This is a genomic window from Sphingobacterium sp. HMA12, from assembly GCF_002933815.1.
Taxonomy (GTDB): Bacteria; Bacteroidota; Bacteroidia; order Sphingobacteriales; family Sphingobacteriaceae; genus Sphingobacterium.
The window spans coordinates 119,982-142,214 of record NZ_BEYR01000006.1; the positions used below are offsets into that span (position 1 = coordinate 119,982).

Consider the following 22,233-nt stretch of genomic DNA (forward strand, 5'->3'; position numbering starts at 1 on the left):
ATCAAGTTAAAGAGTATTAATCTAAAATAAATGGATAGTCTTGTTGTACATATACATCTTTGTACAATTCGTCAGCATCTGGGTATGGAGATTCCTCCGCAAATTTTACTGACTCTTCGACTACTTTTTTCACGTCAGCTTCAACCTCCGCAAACCAAGCATCATCGGCGTATTTGTTTTCCAAAATAGCATGTTTAGTAGCCAATAATGGATCGCGATCTTTATACGCTTCCAATTCCTCTTTCGTACGATATTTCGCAGGGTCAGACATAGAGTGTCCTTTGTAGCGGTAAGTACGGATTTCTAAGAATGTAGGTCCTTCGCCAGCACGGGCACGTTGAACAGCTTCGTCCATTGCGTTGTGTACGGCAACAACATCCATTCCATCTACCGGAGCCGAAGGCATATCAAAACCTAGTCCCATTTTGTAAATGTCCTGCATGTTTGTGGTACGTTGTACAGAAGTACCCATTGCATAACCGTTGTTTTCACAAACGAAGATAACAGGGAGTTTCCATAGCATCGCCATGTTTAGTGTTTCGTTGAATGCACCTTGACGTACAGCTCCGTCGCCCATATAACAGATGTTTACATTATCTGTACCAAGATATTTCTCAGCAAATGCGATACCAGCACCTAAAGGAATCTGACCACCAACAATACCATGGCCACCCATGAATTTATGTTCTTTAGAAAAGAAGTGCATAGAGCCTCCTTTACCTTTTGAACAACCAGTGATCTTTCCATATAATTCAGCCATACAAGCATTTGCAGAAACGCCTTTAGCCAAAGCGTGGGCGTGATCACGATAAGCAGTGATTAAAGAATCCTCAGGTTTAATTACCGACATCGTTCCAGCGACTACTGCCTCTTGTCCTATGTACAAGTGACAGAAACCACGAATCTTTTGCTGTCCGTAAAGTTGACCTGCTTTTTCTTCAAACTTACGCATAAGTAACATCGACTTATACCACTCCAAATATGTCTCTTTTGTTATAGGTGTTGAACTCATTTCAAAGTTTTGATTTTCTTACAATTCTAGACTACAAATCTAATAATTTTGGATGAATTTTCTTGGTCAAAAATCAATTTTATTTACACTTTAAGACACTTCTAAGACATTTGATTTAAAGTATATAGCATTTTTTAACAAATAAATGAACGGCACAATCAAATAAATCAAAAACTTATGAAAATAAAAAAGCCAAAGGACTTAATAATCATTTGGCTTAATCTATTTTATACAAATTGTTTGCTAGCGAAGTTTTTGGATAAGCTCATTTTCGGTAACCTTCACCTGTTCTCCGCTCTCCATGTCCTTGAGCGATAACTGACCAGAAGAAACTTCTTCTTCTCCGACCAATAATACATAAGGAATCCCTTTTCCATCAGCATAGCCCATTTGTTTTTTTAGCTTCACTGGTGCAGCATACAATTCAACAGCAATATTTTCTTTGCGGAGTTTATTGAGCAAACCCAGTGTATAGGTTTCAAGCTGTTTGTCAAAATTGATAATCAATAGTTTGGTAGAATCCGCTTTGTTTGCCGGAAATAAATTCAGTTCTTCCAGGACATCATAGATACGGTCAGCTCCAAACGAAACGCCAACACCGGTTAGGTCCTTCAGACCGAACATCCCGGTAAGATCATCGTAGCGCCCGCCACCACCGATACTGCCCATGGCAACTTCATTTGTCTTCACCTCAAAGATACAGCCTGTATAATAATTCAAGCCTCTCGCCAATGTGATATCTAGATCGACGATACGGCTCAACAGCGCGGTATCCCCACTCAACTTGGCAATATAATCGAAAACCTCTTCAATTTCAGCAATACCTTTTAAACCCACCGAAGAATTGGCCAAGATAGATTTTAAAGCGGCAAGTTTTTCCTCATTTGAACCTTCCAATAAGACAATTGGTTTCAACAGATCCAGATCTTCTTCACTAAACCCTCTTTCCAGCAGCTCCTTATTGACCCCGTTTAATCCGATTTTATCCAATTTGTCAATGGCGACAGTCATATCGACAATAAGCTCCGGCTTTCCGATAATTTCGGCGATACCAGAAAGTATCTTCCGGTTGTTGATTTTAATATTAAAATCCTTCAGTCCGAAGCGCTCGAATGCCTCTTGATAAATCAGGATAAACTCTGCCTCATTCAGCAAGCTTTCTGAGCCCACCACATCCACATCACATTGGTAAAATTCACGGTAACGGCCTCTCTGCGGACGGTCTGCACGCCAGACCGGTTGAACCTGAAAACGCTTAAATGGTAAGGAGATATCGTTCTGGTGCATCACAACGTAACGTGCAAAAGGCACAGTCAGATCATATCTTAGCGCTTTTTCGGATATATGGGGAATTAATTTGTTCGAATTTTTATCCTGCAATAGGCTATCTGGCGCTTTTGCCAAATAATCTCCGGAATTAAGGATCTTAAAGATCAATTTATCACCTTCATCACCGTATTTACCTGTTAAGGTTGTCAAATTCTCAAATGAAGGCGTCTGTATTTCATTGTAACCATATTTTTTAAACACAGCTTTCAATGTGTCAAAAATATAATTACGTTTGATCATTTCGGAAGGCGAAAAATCACGGGTTCCTTTCGCCAAAGAAGGTTTTACTGTTGCCATATACGGCAAAGTTAATAAATTCCTTTAATCTACTTCCAGAATCTTGAGGAATTCACAGGCTTTTTCTGCAGCTAACTTTTCAGCGGATTTTTTATTGAAATCACGGCCCAGGCCACATACCACCCCATCTACAACAGCCTCCACACTGAACATCTTCGAAGATTCACCTTCTGGATTATCCGTTTGTTGAAATAGGATTTCTTTTCCGGTATGCTGACACCATTCGATCAACCGACTTTTGAAATTAGTCTCGGTCTGCTCCAGTAACTGGATATCAACATGGGGTTTAATAATACGGTTTAGGAGAAAGCTTTTTGTAAATACGTAGCCTTTATCCAGATACACGGCACCGATCAGCGCTTCAAATGCATCCCCCAACAACGACCCCTGTTTATTCGGAAAGCTGATCATTCGAGCGTCGAACTGTATCATTTCGTTGAATCCTAATTTTCTGGAAAGCTGGTTCAGGTTTGCGCGGCTCACTATTTTGGAACGCATCTCGGTGAGGAAGCCTTCGTCTTTATATGGATATTTCTTGAACAGCAGTTCGGCAACGACAGATCCTAAAACAGCATCACCCAAGAATTCTAGGCGCTCGTTACTGTTCTTAGCCCCTTCTTTGATCGTTACTGCAACAGACTTATGTCTAAATGCCATCTTGTACAAATGCACATTCCCGGGAATAAAACCAAGTAGGTTTTTTAGTTTCCTAACATATTCCCGATCCGGCGAAATATATAACTTGTATATCCTTGAAAAAGGCATCTCATCTAAAAATAAGGCGACAAGTTCTAATTAAAGAACCTGTCGCTAGCTCATATTACCAAACCATGTTTGAAGGATCAAACATTAAGCTTTATATTTTTTTACAATCACGGTAGCATTGTGGCCACCGAACCCAAAGGTGTTACTCAACGCTGCATTAACAATACGTTTTTGCGCTTTGTTGAATGTAAAATTCAGTTTATTATCAATTTCCGGATCATCTGTGAAGTGATTGATTGTCGGTGGGACAATGTCATTTTGCACAGCTAAGATCGAAGCGATTGTTTCTATCGCCCCAGCAGCACCCAAAAGGTGACCAGTCATTGATTTTGTTGAACTGATATTCAATTTATATGCGTGTTCGCCAAACAGGTCAACAATAGCCTTCGTTTCACTGATATCACCGACCGGTGTAGAAGTTCCATGGACATTGATATAATCAATATCTGAAAAATCCATCTCTGCATCGTTGACAGCCATCGTCATTGCCAATTTAGCACCCAATCCTTCAGGATGTGAGGCTGTGATATGATGTGCATCAGCACTCATGCCACCACCGGCAATCTCTGCATAGATTTTTGCACCACGTGCTAAGGCGTGCTCTAAACTTTCTAAGATCAAGGCACCCGAACCTTCACCCGAAACAAAACCATCTCGGTCTTTATCAAAAGGCCGGGAAGCAGTTTTGGGATCATCATTTCTTGTTGACAAAGCATGCATAGCGTTGAATCCACCGATCCCAGCTTCATTGACCGTCGCTTCTGATCCACCAGTAACAATCACATCTGCTTTTCCCATACGAATATAGTTAAAAGCATCAATCATTGCATTGGTAGCAGAGGCACAGGCCGATACTGCCGAAAAGTTGGGACCGCGAAGGCCATGACGCATTGAAATATGTCCTGGAGCAATATCAACGAGCATCTTAGGAATAAAGAAAGGATTGAAACGTGGTGTCCCATCCCCTTTTGCAAAGTTGGCAACTTCTTCTGTAAAAGTTGTCAGCCCTCCTATTCCTGAGCCCCAGATTACCCCGATACGATTTGTATCTAATTTTTCAAAATCTAAGCCAGCATCTTTAATTGCCTCATCAGTAGACGCAATTGCATACTGTACAAAAGGATCGACTTTACGAGCTTCCTTACGATCCATAAAATCATGTGGATCAAACCCCTTTACCTCACACGCAAACTGAGTTTTGAATTTTGACGCATCAAAATGCGTAATAGGAGCAGCTCCGCTTACACCATTTATTAATGCCTCCCAGTATTCTGAGACGGTATTACCAATTGGTGTAAGGGCGCCTAATCCTGTTACTACTACTCTTTTAAGCTCCATTTATTACGATTAGCCTAATTAAATTAGTTAGTTAACGTTTTTTTCTAAATAAGCGATTGCTTGACCAACAGTACCGATAGTCTCTGCTTGATCATCAGGAATAGCAACGTTGAATTCTTTTTCAAACTCCATGATCAACTCAACAGTGTCAAGTGAATCAGCACCTAAATCATTAGTGAATGAAGCTTCTGGTGTTACTTCGTTTTCGTCTACACCTAATTTTTCAACGATAATTGCTTTTACTCTTGAAGCGATATCTGACATGATTTTATAGTTTAATTGTTTAATAAATCTGTGCAAAGAAAAATAAATTTCATCAAAATTCAAACCTAAATTGATATTTAGATGAAAGTCACCATGTTAGGCGACCGAACTTATTCGCGTCTTATACTAGCTAACCCACTCTATATTAACTTAGTTCAAGTATAACAAAAAATATTTTGTATTCCAAACGCTCAGCTAATTAACTCAAATTTTACACAAAAAGTATATTCCCACCTTAAAATTATTAGTACCTTCGTTAGCATAAGAACATATATTGTAGAAAAAAAGTGGTCAATAAGTTAGTAGCAAGGTTAGACATGGACATGGATGAAGAGTTAGATTTCACCCTACTGGCCATTACCTGCCCGCTGAAAGATTACCGTCTCTGCCACTTTATCAACAAAGTAACAAATCTGGATTTTTCCAGAGGCAAAGAGAGCAAATATGATCATGATGGCCGTCCAAAAAATAAATCCGAAGAAGAGCTTGAATATCATATCATCTTTGATGCAAAGAAAAAAATAAGCTACCACTTCACCGCTTTTCATTACCTCAGCCCCGATTCAGACACAGAATATTTTCTTATCAACAATAAAAGTATTGAGGGAACCTTTTTAATTCCCGAAAACCCCCATTTTGATTTCTTCGTCATCATCAAAAATTACATCTGTGAAGACGATGTTGAACATATAATCAAAAGGATCAGCAAATTACCGGAGGTGGTTATTGCAAAAGAAATATCACCAAAAATATTGAAATCTAAAGAAAATCTCATATTTTAGCAGACTGTAGGTTAGTGTAGCAAATACACCTAACTGTAAATCTAAATTAATTCGATTTAGTTTTGACAAAAAGACAACAATACAGCCTGCTGTTTGTTGTCATAAATGAAGAACATTAAAAATACAAAATAACAGATGGAAAAAGTTCAAAAAAGGACTAAAATTGTCGCAACATTAGGCCCTGCTTCGGCAGACAAACAAGTTTTGACCAACATGATTGCCAAAGGAGTTGATGTGTGTCGGTTGAATTTCTCTCATGGCAGCCAGGCAGATCACCTTAAGGTAATCGAAACTATAAATGCAATAAATAATGAAACCGGATTCAATGTTGCCATCTTAGCTGACTTACAAGGTCCCAAGATTCGGATCGGAAAAATGAAAGAAGGTGGCGCTGTCCTCGTCAATGGTTCAAAAGTTGAAATCACTACACACGAACTCATTGGAGATGAAAACAGAATCTATATTACATACGAAAACTTTCCAAATGATGTTGAAGCAAACGAAATCATATTACTTGATGACGGAAAACTTCAACTTCGTGTTTTAGAGACTAACCATAAAGATACCGTTACTTGTGAAGTGGTGCATGGAGGTGTCCTGACTTCACGTAAAGGCGTCAACCTACCAAACACCAAAGTGTCTATCCCTTCATTGACTGAAGAAGATTTAGATAATTTAAACTTTGCATTGGATCACGGTGCTGACTGGATTGCCATGTCATTCGTTCGTTCGGCGGAAGATATCGCGCAATGCAAAAAGATCATTGCTGAAAAAGGAAGCCATGCACGCGTAATCGCCAAAGTAGAAAAACCAGAAGCGATCGAAAACATCGATGCTATCATCGAAGCCACTGACGCTGTCATGGTCGCTCGTGGAGACCTTGGTGTTGAACTTCCAATGGAAGAAGTACCGGGACTTCAAAAGATCATTGTCCAAAAATGTCGAGACCTTTCAAAACCTGTAATTATTGCGACTCAAATGTTAGAAAGCATGATTACTACACCCCGTCCTACACGTGCTGAAGTAAACGATGTTGCCAATTCAGTATTGGATGGTGCAGATGCCGTGATGTTAAGTGGCGAGACTTCAGTTGGTGAATTCCCAGAGATCGTAATCGAAACAATGAGTAAGATTATTATCCACGTGGAACAAACTTCTTATCCTTATTATAATGAGAAAGTTAGTGAGATACACGACGGAACGCTTATTCCAGACGCAATTTGTGCTTCTTCAGTCTATCTGGCACAAAAAACAAATGCCTCAGCAATTGCCGTGTTGACATCTTCCGGTGCAACTGCATTTGAAATTACAAGTTACAGACCAAATGTAGACATCCTGGTATTTACAGGTACACAGACATTATTGAGACAATTGAGCTTGCTTTGGGGTGTAAAAACATTTATTTACGACAAATTCGAAAGCACAGATGGTTCCATCCATGATGTCAATAGATTTATCGTCAAAAACAACTACGTTCAACCGGGATCGATTATCATCAATACGGCGTCCACTCCGTTAATCGAAAAAGGTAAAACAAATACTATCCGTGTTTCTCAACTGTAAGAAATAGGATAAAAAAATAAAGGCATTCGTTTTAAGGCGGATGCCTTTATTTTTTTATTTCTTGCGGTATAAGGAATCAATCTTTAATTTGAAATCTTTCACTTTCAAACTATCTTCCAATAATTTAAACCGCAATGTATCCTGTGATGATTTTCTTCTTTTGGGTAATTTCTCCGTTCCCGGCATGGGGGCCAGACTATCCAGATTTTTGGATCTCTTGACGGGCATATTATACTTAGCTGATGTGGTATCTAATCCAATGACTGGCATCTGGGATCGTTTATCCTGCAGTAGGGGCCGATGCTCTTTGAGCTTGATCTGACCAAAGGCAATCCCCCCCATAAAAGATAATGCCAATGATAATACGTAAGTTTTCATAACATAATCTATTTTAACTTCTAATTTACAACAACATAAGCAAGATTTAAAGCAATTGCTGTTAAACATTGTTAAAACAGCTTCAAAACAAGTTAGCATCTTTATATTTGTAACAATTCAAGTAAAGTGGAAGATGGCAGGCAGGAATGACTCAGAAACCCAGCGTATAATGAGTGCATGATTCGCTTGAGATTATACCTTTTTCAAAATATGATTTAATGAAGAAAAATAGTATTGTATTAATCATTGGACTAATGTCTTTGGCGCTAATCGGAGTATTGGCCATGCAATTCTATTTCCTGCGAGATTCCTATCGTCAAAAATCACAGCTTTTCGATGAATCTGTCAATGCCGCGCTTACGGCTGTTGCAGGAAAACTCGAACGCCGTGAGGTCGTGGATTTCGCGAAAGTACAACAGGAGCGTAATATCGAAAAATCCAAGCAGGAGCAAGCGAAACAACGTCAGTTAACTGAACAGCTCCAACTTCAAACTCAAATTGAGAATCTAAGAGGCAAATTAGATCAGGTCTATCAAAAATATAAATTAGAGGAAGATAGATTAAAAGCAACCTATCCAAATATTATCAATATTGAAAATTGGTTTTACGAAACTTATGTTAAAAGAACACAATATCAGGACTTAGTTGAAATCAATATTGTCAAAACGCCCACCAGTGGTCTATATTATCAAGAAGACGTTATCGTTTCCGCAACCAAAACAATTCCACGTATTGAAGCAAAAGACGACAGTACACGATTTTTAATTGTCCATATTGATGATTTCAAGCGATTACTGGGAAAGAGTATCGTTGCTCTTCCCCCAAGGTCTGACCCAAAACTATCCAAACGTATTTTTGAGCTGGAAACCAAATTAAATAAACTGTCGAAAAAAAATGCCGGTTATGGTTTCAATGTCTACGATTCTGTTGCCATGCTCGGCGGTAAAAAAGCTGATTACATTGAAGATGTCGCTATCGGAATGGAGTTGGCCAAAAGACCATTAAAAGACCGGTTAAACGTCATTATTGTTCAAGAACTACTAAAAGAAGAGCTAGCACAACGTGATATCAAGGCGCCATTTAATATTGAGATATGGAGCACTAGCAACATTTTGCTAAACAATATCCTGAATGAAGCCGAATTAAACAGCCCTATAAATACCACAAAGTACTCAACCGCCCTTTTTAAAGGTGACATTGGTGCTGCACCAGGAAAACTGACCATATACTTTCCCAACAAAAAGGCAATTATTGCGGACAACATGGGGTATTTACTACTGCCCATGCTCGCGCTCCTATTTCTATTGGTTGGATGTTTTGCGTATACGCTTATTATTATTTTCAGGCAAAAGAAAGTATCTGAAATGAAAACCGACTTCATAAACAACATGACACATGAGTTTAAAACTCCTGTGGCTACGATTATGATCGCCAGCGAATCACTCAAGGATCCGGACATCAATGCGGACCACAAACGTGTACAGAAACTGGCCAATATCATTTACGATGAGAATGTTCGCCTGGGCAACCATATTGAACGGGTACTGGATTTAGCAAAACTGGAGAAAGAAACCCTAAAACTCGATCGTGAGGACGTGCATATCAACGACCTTGTCGCCGCTGTCACCGACAGTATGCAACTTCGGATGCAGAACATCGGCGGGCAGTTCAGTGTTGACCTTGCTGCGACAAAAGATATTGTTGTCGGGGATGAACTCCATTTTTCAAATGTTTTTTACAATCTTTTGGATAATGCGATCAAATACAGTAAAGGAGATCTACATGTCAATATTAATTCCAAAAATGTCGGCGACAACATCGTTATCACCATTGCTGACAATGGAATTGGGATGAGCCGAGACCACCTTCAAAAGATATTCGATCAGTTTTATCGTATTCCTACCGGAAATGTCCACAATGTCAAAGGTTTTGGCCTGGGCCTCAGTTATGTCCAGGATATATTGAGAAGACTCAATGGAAGAATCACTGTAAAAAGTGAAAAAGATAAGGGCACAACCTTTGAGGTAATTTTGCCCATAAAAAAATAACACGTTCCTTTTTTGTATATTCAGGGAACATTAGTGAAAATTAATAGATTCATTATGCAAAAGATATTATTAGCAGAAGATGATCCCAATTTGGGGGATCTTTTAAAGGATTATCTCGAATTAAAGGGAAAATTTGACGTCACGCTCTGTATAGATGGGGACGAAGCCATTTCCCAATTCAAAAAAAATGATTACGACTTATGCATTTTCGATGTCATGATGCCTAAAAAAGACGGTTTTACCGTGGGCCGTGAAATCAGAAAAACAAATAGCACTGTACCGATCATCTTCGCCACCGCAAAGGGGATGATGGAAGACAAGACTGAAGCGTTTGAATTAGGTGGAGATGATTATATTACCAAGCCGTTCCGTGTTGAGGAACTACTTCTTCGGATTAATGCCCTACTGAAACGTAGTGTCAGAGACAAAGAAGATGAAGTGGTTGCAGACAAATTTGAAATTGGAGACTACTTCTTTGATTATACAAGTCAGCAGATTTCTTACAAAGGCCAGATGCAGAAATTGTCAACAAAAGAGGCTGAGTTACTTCGCCTACTATGTTTAAAAAAGAATGATGTATTGACTCGTGAAGAGGCATTATTAAAAATATGGCATGATGACAACTATTTCACCGGCAGAAGTATGGATGTATTTCTCAGCAAACTTCGCAAATATCTAAAAGAAGATAACAAGGTCGAAATCGTCAATGTACACGGAAAAGGTTACAAACTTCTGGTGAGCTAACGGCATAGGGGGTGAGATTCCATTGAACAATTTCACCCTCCTTTCCAATGAAAAGAAAGAAATAAAACATTTCTATCCTTAGTAGATTATAAAAAATACATGCACTTTTATAAAAAATTTGCATATCAAAAAGAAATGTACTAACTTAGCGTCGCTTATAGAGAAAGGCAGAGGGAATAGACCCGATGAAGCCTTAGCAACCTGTCCCTTGACAAGGTGCTAAATTCTACCCTACTTGATATGGGAATGATAAGCCGAAGTCACCGAATTCTAGTGTGTCCTTCTCTCTAGCAAGAAATATAGTTGTAAAGAAATATTAAAAACATTATTATGTTATTGACTAACAATTTAGGTTACCCTCGTGTGGGCGCGTTCCGCGAATTGAAAAAAGCCAATGAGGCCTATTGGGCTAAAAAATCTTCTGTTGAGGAATTATTGGACACAGCAAAAAAAATTCGTGAAGGCAATTGGAAAACACAAAAAGATGCTGGAATAGATCTGATCCCTTCCAACGACTTCTCTTTTTACGATCAAGTATTGGATTTAACCCTTACTGTTGGTGCAATTCCTGCTCGTTACCATTCTTTATTGAATAAAGTAGACAACAACTACAGCTTAGACTTATATTTTGCAATGGCACGCGGTTTCCAGCAAGAGGGAATCGACGTAACCGCAATGGAAATGACCAAGTGGTTGGATACCAACTACCACTACATGGTTCCTGAATTCACAAAAGATCAAGAGTTCAAATTGACTTCTGAGAAATTCTTAAATGAATACAACGAAGCAAAATCATTGGGTATTGAGACAAAACCAGTTTTACTTGGCCCTATCACTTACCTTTTGATTGGTAAAGAAAAAGAAGCTGGTTTCGACCGTATCGACCTATTGGACAAATTGGTACCTGTATATGAGCAAATCTTGGCTAAATTGGCAGAAGCTGGCGCACAATATGTTCAGATTGACGAGCCTTTCTTGGCCTTGGATCTAGACGCAAAAGTAAAAGCATTATACCAACCTACTTTTGAGAAATTGGCCGCTGCTGCCAAAAATATCAAATTGATCGCGACAACTTACTTCGAAGCATTAAAAGACAACGAGGATATCGCAGTTAACTTACCGATCCATGCATTACATTTGGATTTAGTACGTGGTGAAAACCAATTGGATACAGTTTTAGCAAAAGTTCCGGCTTCATTGACATTATCTTTGGGTATTGTTGAAGGCCGTAACATCTGGAAAAACGATTACGAAAAATCATTGGTTAAAATCAAACAGGCAGTTGATGCATTAGGAAAAGACCGTGTTTGGATTGCTCCTTCTTCGTCTTTATTGCACGTTCCTTTTGATTTGGATAATGAGCACAACGAGCAATCATTGCCTGCAGAAGTTAAAAACTGGTTAGCATTCGCAAAACAGAAATTAGCGGAAGTAAAAGATCTTGCGATTTTAGCTGAAGGTGAAGTTGATGCAGAAACGACAAAACGTTTCGAAGCAAACAAAGCTGCAGCTGAAAGCCGTCGTACTTCTCCTTTGATCCACAAACAAGAAGTTAAAACACGTACAAGCAACATTACTGATGATGATGCAAAACGTACATCAGTTTTTGCTGACCGTAAGGCAGCACAACAAGCTAAATTCAACTTACCAGCGTTCCCTACGACGACGATCGGTTCTTTCCCACAAACAAAAGATGTGCGTAAATGGAGAGCTGATTTGAAAAAAGGATCGATCACACAAGAAGAGTACGATAAAGCGATTGCTGAAGAAACAGAAAATACAATCCGTCTTCAAGAGCAATTGGATATCGATGTATTGGTTCACGGTGAGTTCGAACGTAATGACATGGTTGAATACTTCGGTGAGCAATTGGCTGGATATGCATTCACACAAAACGGTTGGGTACAATCCTACGGTTCACGTTGTGTGAAACCTCCGATCATTTATGGAGATGTATACCGTCCAGAGGATATGACTGTACGTTGGTCTTCATACGCTCAATCATTGACTAACCGTCCAGTTAAAGGGATGTTGACTGGTCCAGTTACCATCTTACAATGGTCTTTCGTACGTAATGACCAACCTCGTTCAACAACAACTTACCAAATCGCATTGGCGATCCTAGATGAAGTACAAGCTTTGGAAAAAGCGGGTATCAAAATTATTCAGATCGATGAACCTGCGATCCGCGAAGGTTTACCATTACGTAAAGCAGATCAAAAAGACTACCTTAACTGGGCTGTACGTGCATTCCGTGTTTCTTCATCCAACGTAGAAGATGATACGCAGATCCACACGCACATGTGTTACTCTGAGTTCAACAACGTGATCGAAGATATCGCAGCAATGGATGCAGACGTCATTACAATTGAGACTTCACGTTCGCAAATGAAATTATTGAATGCTTTTGCAGGTGATTTCAAATACCCGAACGATATCGGTCCTGGTGTATACGATATCCACTCACCACGCGTACCAAGCAAAGATGAGATGGTAGACCTATTGCGCAAAGCAAAAGCGGTAGTTCCTGCTGAACAACTTTGGGTTAACCCTGACTGTGGTTTGAAAACTCGTGCTTGGCCTGAAACTAAAGCAGCTTTAGAATCTATGGTTGAAGCTGCGAAAATCTTAAGAGCAGAATAATTCTTAAACTATATTGATAAAAGCCCTAGATGAGATTTCATCTAGGGCTTATTTTTTGAATACTTTATCCGACATCAAGCGTCTTCGTCTGTTATTTACTTCGCTTTTTGCCCGTCTTATTCATTTCCAATTTTCCTTTAATCCGATCTTCAATAGACTTTATGATCGTGGACAGATCGCTGTTCAGATTATCCAACTTAGCGATTTTGAGGATTTTTAAAGCCTTTTTATATTTCTTTAATTTCTCAAGTAGCAGCACCTTCTTGATCCAGATTACGGCTAGGGACATTCCTGGCAATGTCAACGCATATTTGATGGTTTTCTTTGCCGCTTCGTAATCCTCCATTTCTATCAAGGTCTGTATAAAATAAGGATATACCTCCAAAGCATGGACATTATGGCTTAAAGCTTCCTGAAAATATTTCTTTGCCTGTTCATAATCAAACAGCTGCTCCGCATAGACCCGTCCCATTAGACACAATGCCATGGTATTAGATTCATCGTATGACAAGGCATAGGATAAGGATTCTAGCGTATCCTCCAGGCCTTGGATAATTATCCAAGGCCTGGAGAACATATTTATTCACTGAATTCATTGTTTTTTTTTAAACATTACATGAGTATTAAGCTTCTTGCGGCTACCTCTAGCCACACAGATGCCATTTCCTTTTAACGGTTAGATCATTTCAAATGATCTCTTGGCAATACAGACACACAATCTGATGTCATATACAAGCGCCAAAATTGGTCCGGAAAAGAAGATTAGGAGAGTGCGGTATTCCGGAGAATATGCCCAAGACTCTTCTTTGAGGACGAAGCTGGGGTTTTTAGTATAGCAAACATATTCTTCCGTTTTTTTATTTTATATTAATACCTTATTGTGCTGCAAAGATTCAAAATATTTATCATATTACAAAATATTTGATTATTAACAACTTACAAACCTACTATAGGATTGGCATATTATTGTCATATCGTTTTTTTTAAAATCATAAACCTTTTAGTCATTTTCGTTTCATGGAAAGTCAAACAGTAAATAAACTTATCAAACAATCTAGAAAACTCAGAGGACTGACTCAACAGGATCTCGCCAATCAAGCCGGCTTATCTCTAAGAACAGTACAACGAATCGAAAAGGGGACAGAAGAGATCAGTGGTTTCAGTTTAAGACAAATCAGTCAGATTTTAGAAATCCCTTTAGAACAATTAATTATGCCAAATGTAAATCAAATCAGTATCGACAAAAACCAAAGTGGAAGTATAAAGGCACTTTATTTAGCTTCCTTAACTTTTCTGGTCAACCCACTATTAGGATTGTTGGTCCCAGCGATTATGGGCTACACCAAGCAAAATAGAGATGCCCAATACAGCATGCATCTAAAAAAGATCATCATCATACATGCCACTGGCCTTTTATTTCTCGGTGCCTTTATAGGCTATATTTTTGTAGCAGATTTTTTAAAAATTGGGTTGCCATCATCTTTAAATTACATCTTTAACAGCTGGCTTTTTCTGCTGATCCCTGTATGCTATTATGTCGTGATTATCATTTTCACAGCAGTAAACTATTTTCGAATTAAAGGATCCGATGTAAGTTAAGCATAACCGGTATTCAGTTTGCCCGAATCGAAATTCATCCTTCGGGCAAGCTGAAAACAAAGCTGCAAGAATAGGTTTAAAAAAACAGAAGAACATTTCCCAAAAGAAATAAAGAGGGAAAGCGCTGAGATTAAGAACAAATTGTTGTTAAATATTATAATGGTTTTTTTTGAACAACCAATATCAGATCTTTTTCTAAAGCAAGATATCCCATCTCATAAATAAAATTATAGGTCTGACCTTTGCTCGTAGTAAATGTATGTGTGTGAAATTTGAAATCAAATCCCAGTCTTTTTAATTTTTCCCGCTGTACCTTCAGCATCCCCTTCTCCTCCCCATTCAGTACATCCATGAGAATACGGCGATTCTTACGCAAAATATTATTCACGTTGCGTACAAGATTAGTTTGATCGCTATTCAGTTTATTGTTATATGTATTTCGGCAAGAGTCGTCACAAAAGCGCTTATCCGATCTTCCCTTTATATTTTGCCCACATTCCAAACAGACTTTTTCCATAGTGTTTAATATGAAATTTAAACGACAACAAACGGTTACAACCGACTATAGTCGAATACAAATGGTAAACAGACGATTATTAGGCTTTCTCCTCTTCATCTTTGCTTAAGGTCATTCCACATCAATTGAAGGTTAATGACCAGTAACTAAAATAAGAATTATTAGAAACATTTAAAAATTAAACAAAATGAGCACATTACGTAACAAAGTACAATTAATCGGTCATTTAGGGAATGATCCTGTAATCAAAACCACTTCGACAGGGACCACTTACTCTGTTTTACGACTTGCCACGAATGATCTTTTCAAAAACAAAGCGGGTGAATGGGTGGAAGAAGTGCAATGGCATACACTTGTTATTTGGGGTAAACAGAACAATACCATTGAAAAGAGATGTAGCCGCGGGACCAAACTGATGGTTGAAGGAAAACTTACCTATCGTAACTATGAAAATGCTGACGGAACAAAGCGGTATATTACTGAAATCAAAGTTGACAGCCTTTTGATTCTATCAGATCATACTTGCTCAAACGAGGAAATTCCGGCACTACAAGAGGAGGATGAGGATGAGCTCCCGTTTTAATTTAGGGATAAAAAGAAAGTAGGACTTCTCATGTTGTCCTACTTTCCGCTTTATATCAAAAAAATTATTTTGTTGCACTCGCAGTTAACTCTGCTGCTAGCTTTTGAGCATACTCTGACCATAACTTCGCATCTTCCGGAGTTAATTTGGTAAGAGCGGTAGCAGTTTTTGTAGCCCATTCCTGTTGTTTTCCGGCTAACTCCTGAATTTTAGTCGCATCTCCGCTTTTGGCAGCAGCAACATATTCATTCACATATTTTGTGTAATCGTCTGCCAACTGTTGTGCTTCTGGAGAGCTAAACTTTGGTACTTCAGTAGTCGTTGTAGTCTCTGTCGTAGTTGTCTGGGCAACACCGCCTTGTGTATCAGTCGTTGTGACCGTATCCTTTGTTTCTACTTTTTTGCTATCTGCATTATTACAAGAAACAAGGAAAATTGCAGCAATTGCCGCAGATAATATCATTTTTTTCATGAAACGAATAAGTTTATAATAAATTAAAATTATTTACCAACTTAAATTTGGATTATTTTAATTTATAATGCAAATATATTTTTTTCACAAAACAAATAAATATTAAAAAACCTCAGTATTTCCCTTTCCCATGCGCTTAAATTTAAATATCCGATGATTGAAATAGTCCCTGATTGTAACAAAAGTATGGTGTTAATTACGATTCTGGCTCCTCCAGCTCTCCAAAGGAAGGTATTCTCCAGAAACGATGTCCAGAATCTGGATACCCTTGCAATCACTCTTGTTCAAATAGAAATGATAATAAGGTTCAAATCTCTCTTCACTATTATATCCAGCCGTAAGAGAATACAGCTCTCTTCCATCCTGTTTCAAACTATCGATCATAAACGAGATATTGGCTTTGTGATCTGTCAAGCTATCCAAGTTTCTTTTGCTTTCCTCAACCTCTTTCAGCGCCAGGATTAATTTCATCGCCTCTTCCGTTGAACAACCTGCTTTCTCGCCTATTTTAACGGTGGTTTCAATTTTTTCTACAGCTGGTTTTTCAGAGATTTGGTCGCTTTTCGGTTTATTAGTCTCGTTGCTTTGACAGCCGATAAAAGCAAGCGACGATATCAAAAGGACAAATAAGATCTGTTTTTTCATCTGTTTAAATTATTTAAGAAGTGTTGATCTCATCGGTAAATGAGCTCGTTTTCACTCGGTTTGTTTATTCATTAGTCAATTTTCCCTTGAAGGCATTATTCACAACTATCTATTTTCAATTGTATCTATGAACTCGTTTCACTCGGCTCATGCTGACTTAGGCAGCATGAGTGCTTAATCCCATAGGCATAAATGAGCTCTAGTTCGGTCCCGAGCACTAATACCAACCTATATTCTTTCAAATTTACCATACAATTTCCAAAAGTTTCCCTTCTCGGTCAATACAAAGTCAACTTTTTTCCAAGCGTTTAACACCAAGCTTATTTCTGTTTCTGCTGTGATATATTTTCCAATAAAGAAGTCCTCTGCCGAAAAACACAGACCAAAGGCATTATTTAGTGTATGCAGACTTTCAATATCAATTTCTTCAAAAAATAGAATCGATTGTGCTGATACAGTGAAATCGCCGGGTACTGGTATAGCATCCGTATATTCCATCGCAATAAAACGATTGCGGCTTTGCAGCGGGAACTCAATTACCGGAAGCTCATTCAATTTTGATACATAGGTACAGGCATCTAACAGGGCTTCCCGTTCCAATAGCGGAACCTGTGACAATCGTTTGCCGCCCACTGCAGGCGTATCGGGCTGAAAATAATCGTTAAAGTTGAGAATCTCGTTAACAGATAGATTTTTTTCAATCAGGTGCTGCACAGGAATGCCAAAATAATTTGCAATTTTTAAGACAATCTCTATTTTCGGTTCAGCACGCATCTCTTCGTAAGATGAAATATTCCCTCTAGTGAGATTAAAAACATCCCCAAAAGCCTGCTGGCTCAATCCTTTCACCTTTCTCAGCTTCTTAATATTATTCCCGACGTTACTCATTTTAAAAAAAAATTAATTTTTTCTTGCAAAATATTTTTGCATTTTATTATCTTTATGCAAAGAATATGTGCAATATATAAAAAAACTTGATTATGTACTTCTCAAAAATTGAAAATTATATCGCCAATATCGGTTATAACATTACCCATAAGGATGAAAAAGAAGGTGTTTTTGTAATCGAAAACGAAGATGATGGTATTCGCAATCTCATTGTGGGCATTGCACAGCCTATCGTAATTTTCGAGCAGTACTTATTTACCATCAACAACGAAAACATGGATATGTTCAAATCGTTGCTCATCAAAAATAGAGATATCATCCATGGTGGGTTTGCTTTGACGGAGGACGGCAGAAAAGTTATATTCCGATATACGCTACAGATACATAATCTTGATCAGAATGAATTTGATGCCGCCATCAATTCGCTCAGTCTTTTGATCAGCGAATATTATAATCAGTTAATTAGTTTTTCAAAATTATAGAATAATGAATATTTTTAAGAGAATTTTCAGAATCGGTCAAGCAGAAATCCACGCTGTAGTGGACAAAATGGAGGACCCCATCAAAATGACGGAACAAGGTATCCGTGAGATGAAAGAAGACCTAGAGCAGTCGCTAGAAGCTTATGCAAAAGTAAAGGCCTTGGCCATACGTACGCAGAATAACTGTGAAAAGAAAAAAGAAGAGGCCAATGAATTTGAAAACAAAGCTATTATATTATTGCAAAAGGCCCAAAAAGGAGAACTTTCTACCGAAAAGGCAGAAAGCTTAGCCAAAGAGGCCCTCCTATTGAAAAAGCAATTGTTGATCGAAGCCACTGAGCTGGAAAAACAGGCGACGATTCATCAGAGTTCCGCAGAGGAGTTGCATAAAAATGTGGATATACTTAAATTCAATATAGCTAAATGGGAAAGTGAATTATCAACCTTAAAAGCAAGAGTTAAAGTATCCAATGCGGCAAAAATGGTCAACCGGCAACTAGCTAACATTGACTCTAACAGTACCATTTCCATGCTGGAACGCATGAAAGAAAAGGTCGAAGAGGACGAGGCTCTGGCCAAAGCTTATGGCGAGATCGCAACGGGCAACAAAAGCAAGGTAGATGAAATCAATGAATCCATCGGTGGTTCGGACTCCGTCAACAGTGAACTTGAAGAATTAAAACGAAAATTAAATGGCGATGCGGAGGTTTGAGTATAAAACAGTCAAAATCGAACCCAAAGGTTTCTGGGGAACCAAATTGGATCCGGAGAAAATTGATGAGATACTTAACGATCTAGGTAATCAGGGCTGGGAATTGGTTGCGATGCAAGATCTCGAGGTCAATGGTCATTCTTGGTCGTTTCATTACACGTTCAAAAGAGAGAAAATTTAAAAGAAAATACGATGACAGAATTAATCAATATCTTATTCAACCCATTATCAAATGGCATCATGACGGTCCTGACAGGCCTGTCTGTAGTGTATTGGTTATTTATGTTCCTCATGGGCGATGGTGTGCATCTATTTGATGCGGATGCCGATGTAGATTTACATCCTACTCCCGATGTCAGCGACGTAGATGGTTCGCACGATATTGATGCCGGCGCATCAGATCATCCGCATCAGCATACAGATTCCGATACGCATACCGAACCGGGCTTTTTTGCGAAAGCAATGGATTATATCAATGTCGGTAAAGTACCGATTATGCTTATTGTAACCCTATTTAAATTCATTGGCTGGTCGATCACCATTGTATCCTCATTGTTTATTGATGTCGCTTCCTGGGGTATAAAATCCGTATTGATCCTGATTCCTGTTTTTATCGTTACGTTTTTCTTAATGCATTTTCTAACCAAACCCTTAGCAAGAATGTTCAAAAATATTGGCTACAATGGCGAAGAAAGCCATGATTTCCTTGGCCGCATGGGCAAAATGCGTGCAAGTATTGAAGGCAAAAAAATAGGTTCTGCTGAATTTATCATCCAACAAGACCCAATTCGTCTCAACGTCGTGAGCCATAACGGCGAAAAGATCGGCTATGGAGATGATGTCATTATCGTGGACGAATCCAAGGACAAGAAATACTATTATGTCACCAAGGAAATCACCATTGACAATATTTAATCGAAAATAAAAAGAACAAGGAGCAAGGTTTAAAGACCTGACAGGTAAGCCATAGGCTTGCGCAACCAAAATCCAAATACCCATATCAAAATACTAAAATCTAAATAAATACTAATCATATGCTATATCAACCTCTTTTATTTTTAAGCGGCTTAAACGGAATTATATTGCTGATTGTCGGTTTAGCTGTTTTTTTAGTCTTTGCATTCTTCGTTGTACTGAGTGCATTCTATAAAAAGATCCCACAGGGAAAGGCGATTGTCCGGACAGGTGTCGGCGGGACTAAAGTTGCCTTCAACAAGGGTATGTATGTCGTCCCTGTATTTCACAAGATGGAAATCATGGACATCTCCATCAAAAAAATTGAGATCGCCCGTATGCAAGGTGAAGGACTGATCTGTAAAGACAATATCCGTGCTGATATCAAGGTGGCCTTTTTTGTCCGTGTCAACAAAAATGTGGACGATGTGATCAACGTTGCCCAAAATTTGGGCTGTGACCGTGCCAGTGAGCCTGAAACGCTAAAGAGCATCTTTGAATCCAAATTTTCTGAAGCACTTAAGACGGTAGGTAAGAAATTTGACTTTATCGAATTGTATGAAGCCCGTCGTGAGTTTCGCGATGAAATCCTCGACATCATTGGTACTGACCTGAACGGCTATATCCTTGATGACTGTGCGATTGACTATCTGGAACAGACAGATATCGAACATTTGAATCCCAGCAATATCCTGGATAGTGAAGGTATCAAGAAAATCACCGAGCTGACAGCAAAACAAAATATCAACGCCAACTTTATCCGTCGTGACGAAGAGAAATTGATCAAAAAGCAAAACGTCGAAGCCCGTGAAGCGATTTTAGAATTGGATCGTCAACTCGCTGAAAAAGAAGAAAAACAAAAACGTGAAATTGATAATATCAAGGCCCGCGAGGAAGCAGAGATCGCAAAGGTACGTGAAGAAGAGCGACTGAAATATGAAAGCGTCCGCATTTCCACCGAAGAGCAGCTCGCCGTACAGGAAGAAAATAAGCTACGTCAGATAATCATTGCCGAGAAAAACAAACAACGTACGGATGCTGTCGAAGCAGAACGTGTGGAAAAAGACCGTGCATTGGAACAAACCGAACGTGAACGCATTGTTACCTTGGCCCAGATTGACAAAGAACGTTCAATAGAGACTGAGAAGAAAAGTATCCAAGGAGTAATCAAAGAACGCGTCCAATTGGAAAAAGGCGTTATCGAAGAGCAACAAGGTGTCAGAGATATTGAAGTATTTCGTGAAGTAGAACGGAAGAAACAAGCTGGCGTTATCGCCGCATCACAAGAAGCGGAAGAAAAATTAATTTCTACGGTGAAAGCGGCTGAAGCAGCAAAAATTGCGGCAGAACAAGAAGCTGAGAAAAAAGTAATCGACGCCGAAGCAGCGCGCAAAATCGCTGAAAAACGTGCACAAGAATTATTGATAGATGCCGAAGCGAAAAAAGAAGCATCACTCAAAGAAGCCGAAAGCCGTAAGATCATAGCGGAAGCACAAGCGAAAGAAGAAGCCGCATTAGGCTTGTCAGAAGCCGAAGTAATGGTGGCAAAAGCCGAAGCCGAGGAGAAGCAGGGTACGGTACAGGCAAACGTTATCGAGAAAAAAGCCGAAGCCATGCGCAAAGAAGGTTTAGCACAGGCCGAGGTTGTCCGCGAAAAAGCACTTGCCGAAGCGAAAGGTATTGAGGAGAAAGCCGAAGCCATGAAAAAACTTGATGGTGTGGGTAAAGATCACGAAGAGTTCAAATTACAGCTACAGAAAGAACGTGACATTGAACTTGCACAGATCAACATCCAAAAAGATATCGCCCAATCGCAAGCAAGTGTCTTGTCCGAAGCGCTTAAAACAGCGAAGATTGACATCGTCGGTGGTGAAACCATGTTCTTCGAAAACATTGTACGTCAGGTATCCAATGCCAAAGGTTTTGACCATCTCATCGACAATTCCAAACATGCGACCGATATCAAGAATTCATTGCTGGGCCCGGACGGTAAAGGTGATCTCGCCGAGAAAGTACGTGGACTCGCAGATAAATATGGTATTTCGTCCAATGACATCAAGAACTTAACCGTTTCTGCGGCTTTGATCAAATTACAACAGGCAGCTACAGATGCCGAGAACGGTGAAGATGCCGGTTTTATCAATTCACTATTTGGATTGGCAAAAAACCTAGGCATTTCCAATAAAAAGTTGTCTTAAGACATCTTAAGCTTACTATT

Annotated in this window: 23 protein-coding genes and 1 riboswitch; of the genes, 12 read left to right on the forward strand and 11 right to left on the reverse strand. The window is 39.0% G+C overall.

The window, feature by feature from the left end; translation table 11 throughout:
- Nucleotides 1-16 precede the first annotated feature (16 nt).
- The 5 genes from pdhA to HMAT_RS23280 all read right to left on the reverse strand — a co-directional run bounded on the left by pdhA (nucleotide 17) and on the right by HMAT_RS23280 (nucleotide 5,005).
- On the reverse strand, nucleotides 17-1,012 hold the full coding sequence (pdhA, locus tag HMAT_RS23260) for a pyruvate dehydrogenase (acetyl-transferring) E1 component subunit alpha (RefSeq protein ID WP_104385230.1): 996 nt from the start codon (nucleotides 1,010-1,012) through the stop codon (nucleotides 17-19).
- Nucleotides 1,013-1,255: 243 nt separating this feature from the next.
- Nucleotides 1,256-2,638 (reverse strand): histidine--tRNA ligase, encoded by a 1,383-nt coding sequence (gene hisS, locus HMAT_RS23265; RefSeq protein WP_104385231.1) that lies wholly within the window; start codon nucleotides 2,636-2,638, stop codon nucleotides 1,256-1,258.
- A gap of 24 nt (nucleotides 2,639-2,662) precedes the next feature.
- Nucleotides 2,663-3,403, reverse strand: coding sequence for a ribonuclease III (rnc, locus tag HMAT_RS23270; RefSeq protein ID WP_104385232.1), 741 nt, complete (start codon nucleotides 3,401-3,403; stop codon nucleotides 2,663-2,665).
- Nucleotides 3,404-3,487: 84 nt separating this feature from the next.
- Complete coding sequence (fabF, locus tag HMAT_RS23275) at nucleotides 3,488-4,741, reverse strand: beta-ketoacyl-ACP synthase II (protein WP_104385233.1); 1,254 nt, start codon at nucleotides 4,739-4,741, stop codon at nucleotides 3,488-3,490.
- Between the two features lie 27 nt (nucleotides 4,742-4,768).
- Nucleotides 4,769-5,005 (reverse strand): acyl carrier protein, encoded by a 237-nt coding sequence (locus HMAT_RS23280; RefSeq protein ID WP_028070665.1) that lies wholly within the window; start codon nucleotides 5,003-5,005, stop codon nucleotides 4,769-4,771.
- A 287-nt stretch (nucleotides 5,006-5,292) separates the two neighbouring features.
- Between HMAT_RS23280 and HMAT_RS23285 the strand changes: the two genes are divergently transcribed.
- Both HMAT_RS23285 and pyk read left to right on the forward strand, forming a co-directional pair.
- Complete coding sequence (locus tag HMAT_RS23285) at nucleotides 5,293-5,787, forward strand: IPExxxVDY family protein (RefSeq protein ID WP_233789541.1); 495 nt, start codon at nucleotides 5,293-5,295, stop codon at nucleotides 5,785-5,787.
- Between the two features lie 135 nt (nucleotides 5,788-5,922).
- A complete protein-coding gene (gene pyk / locus HMAT_RS23290) occupies nucleotides 5,923-7,350 on the forward strand; it encodes a pyruvate kinase (RefSeq protein WP_104385235.1) in 1,428 nt (475 codons plus the stop codon).
- Between the two features lie 54 nt (nucleotides 7,351-7,404).
- Here the strand turns inward: pyk and HMAT_RS23295 are convergent, their stop codons facing one another.
- Nucleotides 7,405-7,728: a hypothetical protein gene (locus HMAT_RS23295; RefSeq protein WP_104385236.1), complete on the reverse strand. Its 324-nt coding sequence runs from the start codon at nucleotides 7,726-7,728 to the stop codon at nucleotides 7,405-7,407.
- 218 nt (nucleotides 7,729-7,946) lie between these two features.
- Between HMAT_RS23295 and HMAT_RS23300 the strand changes: the two genes are divergently transcribed.
- From HMAT_RS23300 to metE, 3 genes are all read left to right on the forward strand, one after another.
- On the forward strand, nucleotides 7,947-9,776 hold the full coding sequence (locus tag HMAT_RS23300; protein ID WP_104385237.1) for a sensor histidine kinase KdpD: 1,830 nt from the start codon (nucleotides 7,947-7,949) through the stop codon (nucleotides 9,774-9,776).
- Nucleotides 9,777-9,830: 54 nt separating this feature from the next.
- A complete protein-coding gene (locus tag HMAT_RS23305; RefSeq protein ID WP_104385238.1) occupies nucleotides 9,831-10,520 on the forward strand; it encodes a response regulator transcription factor in 690 nt (229 codons plus the stop codon).
- 152 nt (nucleotides 10,521-10,672) lie between these two features.
- Nucleotides 10,673-10,776: riboswitch (SAM riboswitch) on the forward strand.
- Nucleotides 10,777-10,850: 74 nt separating this feature from the next.
- Nucleotides 10,851-13,163, forward strand: coding sequence for a 5-methyltetrahydropteroyltriglutamate--homocysteine S-methyltransferase (gene metE / locus HMAT_RS23310; RefSeq protein ID WP_104385239.1), 2,313 nt, complete (start codon nucleotides 10,851-10,853; stop codon nucleotides 13,161-13,163).
- A gap of 91 nt (nucleotides 13,164-13,254) precedes the next feature.
- Here the strand turns inward: metE and HMAT_RS23315 are convergent, their stop codons facing one another.
- Entirely contained in the window at nucleotides 13,255-13,740 is a 486-nt protein-coding gene (locus HMAT_RS23315) for a lipopolysaccharide assembly protein LapB (protein WP_233789543.1), read from the reverse strand.
- A 440-nt stretch (nucleotides 13,741-14,180) separates the two neighbouring features.
- Between HMAT_RS23315 and HMAT_RS23320 the strand changes: the two genes are divergently transcribed.
- Entirely contained in the window at nucleotides 14,181-14,762 is a 582-nt protein-coding gene (locus HMAT_RS23320; protein WP_104385240.1) for a helix-turn-helix domain-containing protein, read from the forward strand.
- 154 nt (nucleotides 14,763-14,916) lie between these two features.
- On the opposite strand, the gene HMAT_RS23325 is transcribed toward HMAT_RS23320, so the two are convergent.
- The gene (locus HMAT_RS23325) at nucleotides 14,917-15,279 is read right to left on the reverse strand and encodes a hypothetical protein (protein ID WP_104385241.1); all 363 of its coding nucleotides are present in this window, start codon (nucleotides 15,277-15,279) and stop codon (nucleotides 14,917-14,919) included.
- A 187-nt stretch (nucleotides 15,280-15,466) separates the two neighbouring features.
- Here HMAT_RS23325 and HMAT_RS23330 point away from each other — a divergent pair, with 187 nt between their 5' ends.
- Nucleotides 15,467-15,862 (forward strand): single-stranded DNA-binding protein, encoded by a 396-nt coding sequence (locus HMAT_RS23330; RefSeq protein WP_104385242.1) that lies wholly within the window; start codon nucleotides 15,467-15,469, stop codon nucleotides 15,860-15,862.
- A 64-nt stretch (nucleotides 15,863-15,926) separates the two neighbouring features.
- Here the strand turns inward: HMAT_RS23330 and HMAT_RS23335 are convergent, their stop codons facing one another.
- The 3 genes from HMAT_RS23335 to HMAT_RS23345 form a co-directional block, all read right to left on the reverse strand.
- Nucleotides 15,927-16,325, reverse strand: a complete 399-nt coding sequence (locus HMAT_RS23335) for a hypothetical protein (protein ID WP_158656072.1) — start codon at nucleotides 16,323-16,325, stop codon at nucleotides 15,927-15,929.
- Between the two features lie 201 nt (nucleotides 16,326-16,526).
- Nucleotides 16,527-16,979 (reverse strand): hypothetical protein, encoded by a 453-nt coding sequence (locus tag HMAT_RS23340; RefSeq protein ID WP_104385244.1) that lies wholly within the window; start codon nucleotides 16,977-16,979, stop codon nucleotides 16,527-16,529.
- Nucleotides 16,980-17,207: 228 nt separating this feature from the next.
- On the reverse strand, nucleotides 17,208-17,867 hold the full coding sequence (locus tag HMAT_RS23345; RefSeq protein ID WP_104385245.1) for a helix-turn-helix domain-containing protein: 660 nt from the start codon (nucleotides 17,865-17,867) through the stop codon (nucleotides 17,208-17,210).
- A 92-nt stretch (nucleotides 17,868-17,959) separates the two neighbouring features.
- On the opposite strand from HMAT_RS23345, the gene HMAT_RS23350 reads away from it, so the two are divergent.
- From HMAT_RS23350 to HMAT_RS23370, 5 genes are all read left to right on the forward strand, one after another.
- Nucleotides 17,960-18,349, forward strand: coding sequence for a YbjN domain-containing protein (locus HMAT_RS23350; protein WP_104385246.1), 390 nt, complete (start codon nucleotides 17,960-17,962; stop codon nucleotides 18,347-18,349).
- A 4-nt stretch (nucleotides 18,350-18,353) separates the two neighbouring features.
- Nucleotides 18,354-19,061, forward strand: coding sequence for a PspA/IM30 family protein (locus HMAT_RS23355; RefSeq protein ID WP_104385247.1), 708 nt, complete (start codon nucleotides 18,354-18,356; stop codon nucleotides 19,059-19,061).
- Nucleotides 19,048-19,242: a DUF4177 domain-containing protein gene (locus HMAT_RS23360; protein WP_104385248.1), complete on the forward strand. Its 195-nt coding sequence runs from the start codon at nucleotides 19,048-19,050 to the stop codon at nucleotides 19,240-19,242. The genes HMAT_RS23355 and HMAT_RS23360 overlap by 14 nt, the downstream gene beginning before the upstream one ends.
- Before the next feature lie 11 nt (nucleotides 19,243-19,253).
- A complete protein-coding gene (locus HMAT_RS23365) occupies nucleotides 19,254-19,976 on the forward strand; it encodes an OB-fold-containig protein (protein ID WP_104385249.1) in 723 nt (240 codons plus the stop codon).
- Between the two features lie 119 nt (nucleotides 19,977-20,095).
- The gene (locus HMAT_RS23370) at nucleotides 20,096-22,213 is read left to right on the forward strand and encodes a flotillin (RefSeq protein WP_104385250.1); all 2,118 of its coding nucleotides are present in this window, start codon (nucleotides 20,096-20,098) and stop codon (nucleotides 22,211-22,213) included.
- Nucleotides 22,214-22,233: the final 20 nt, after the last annotated feature.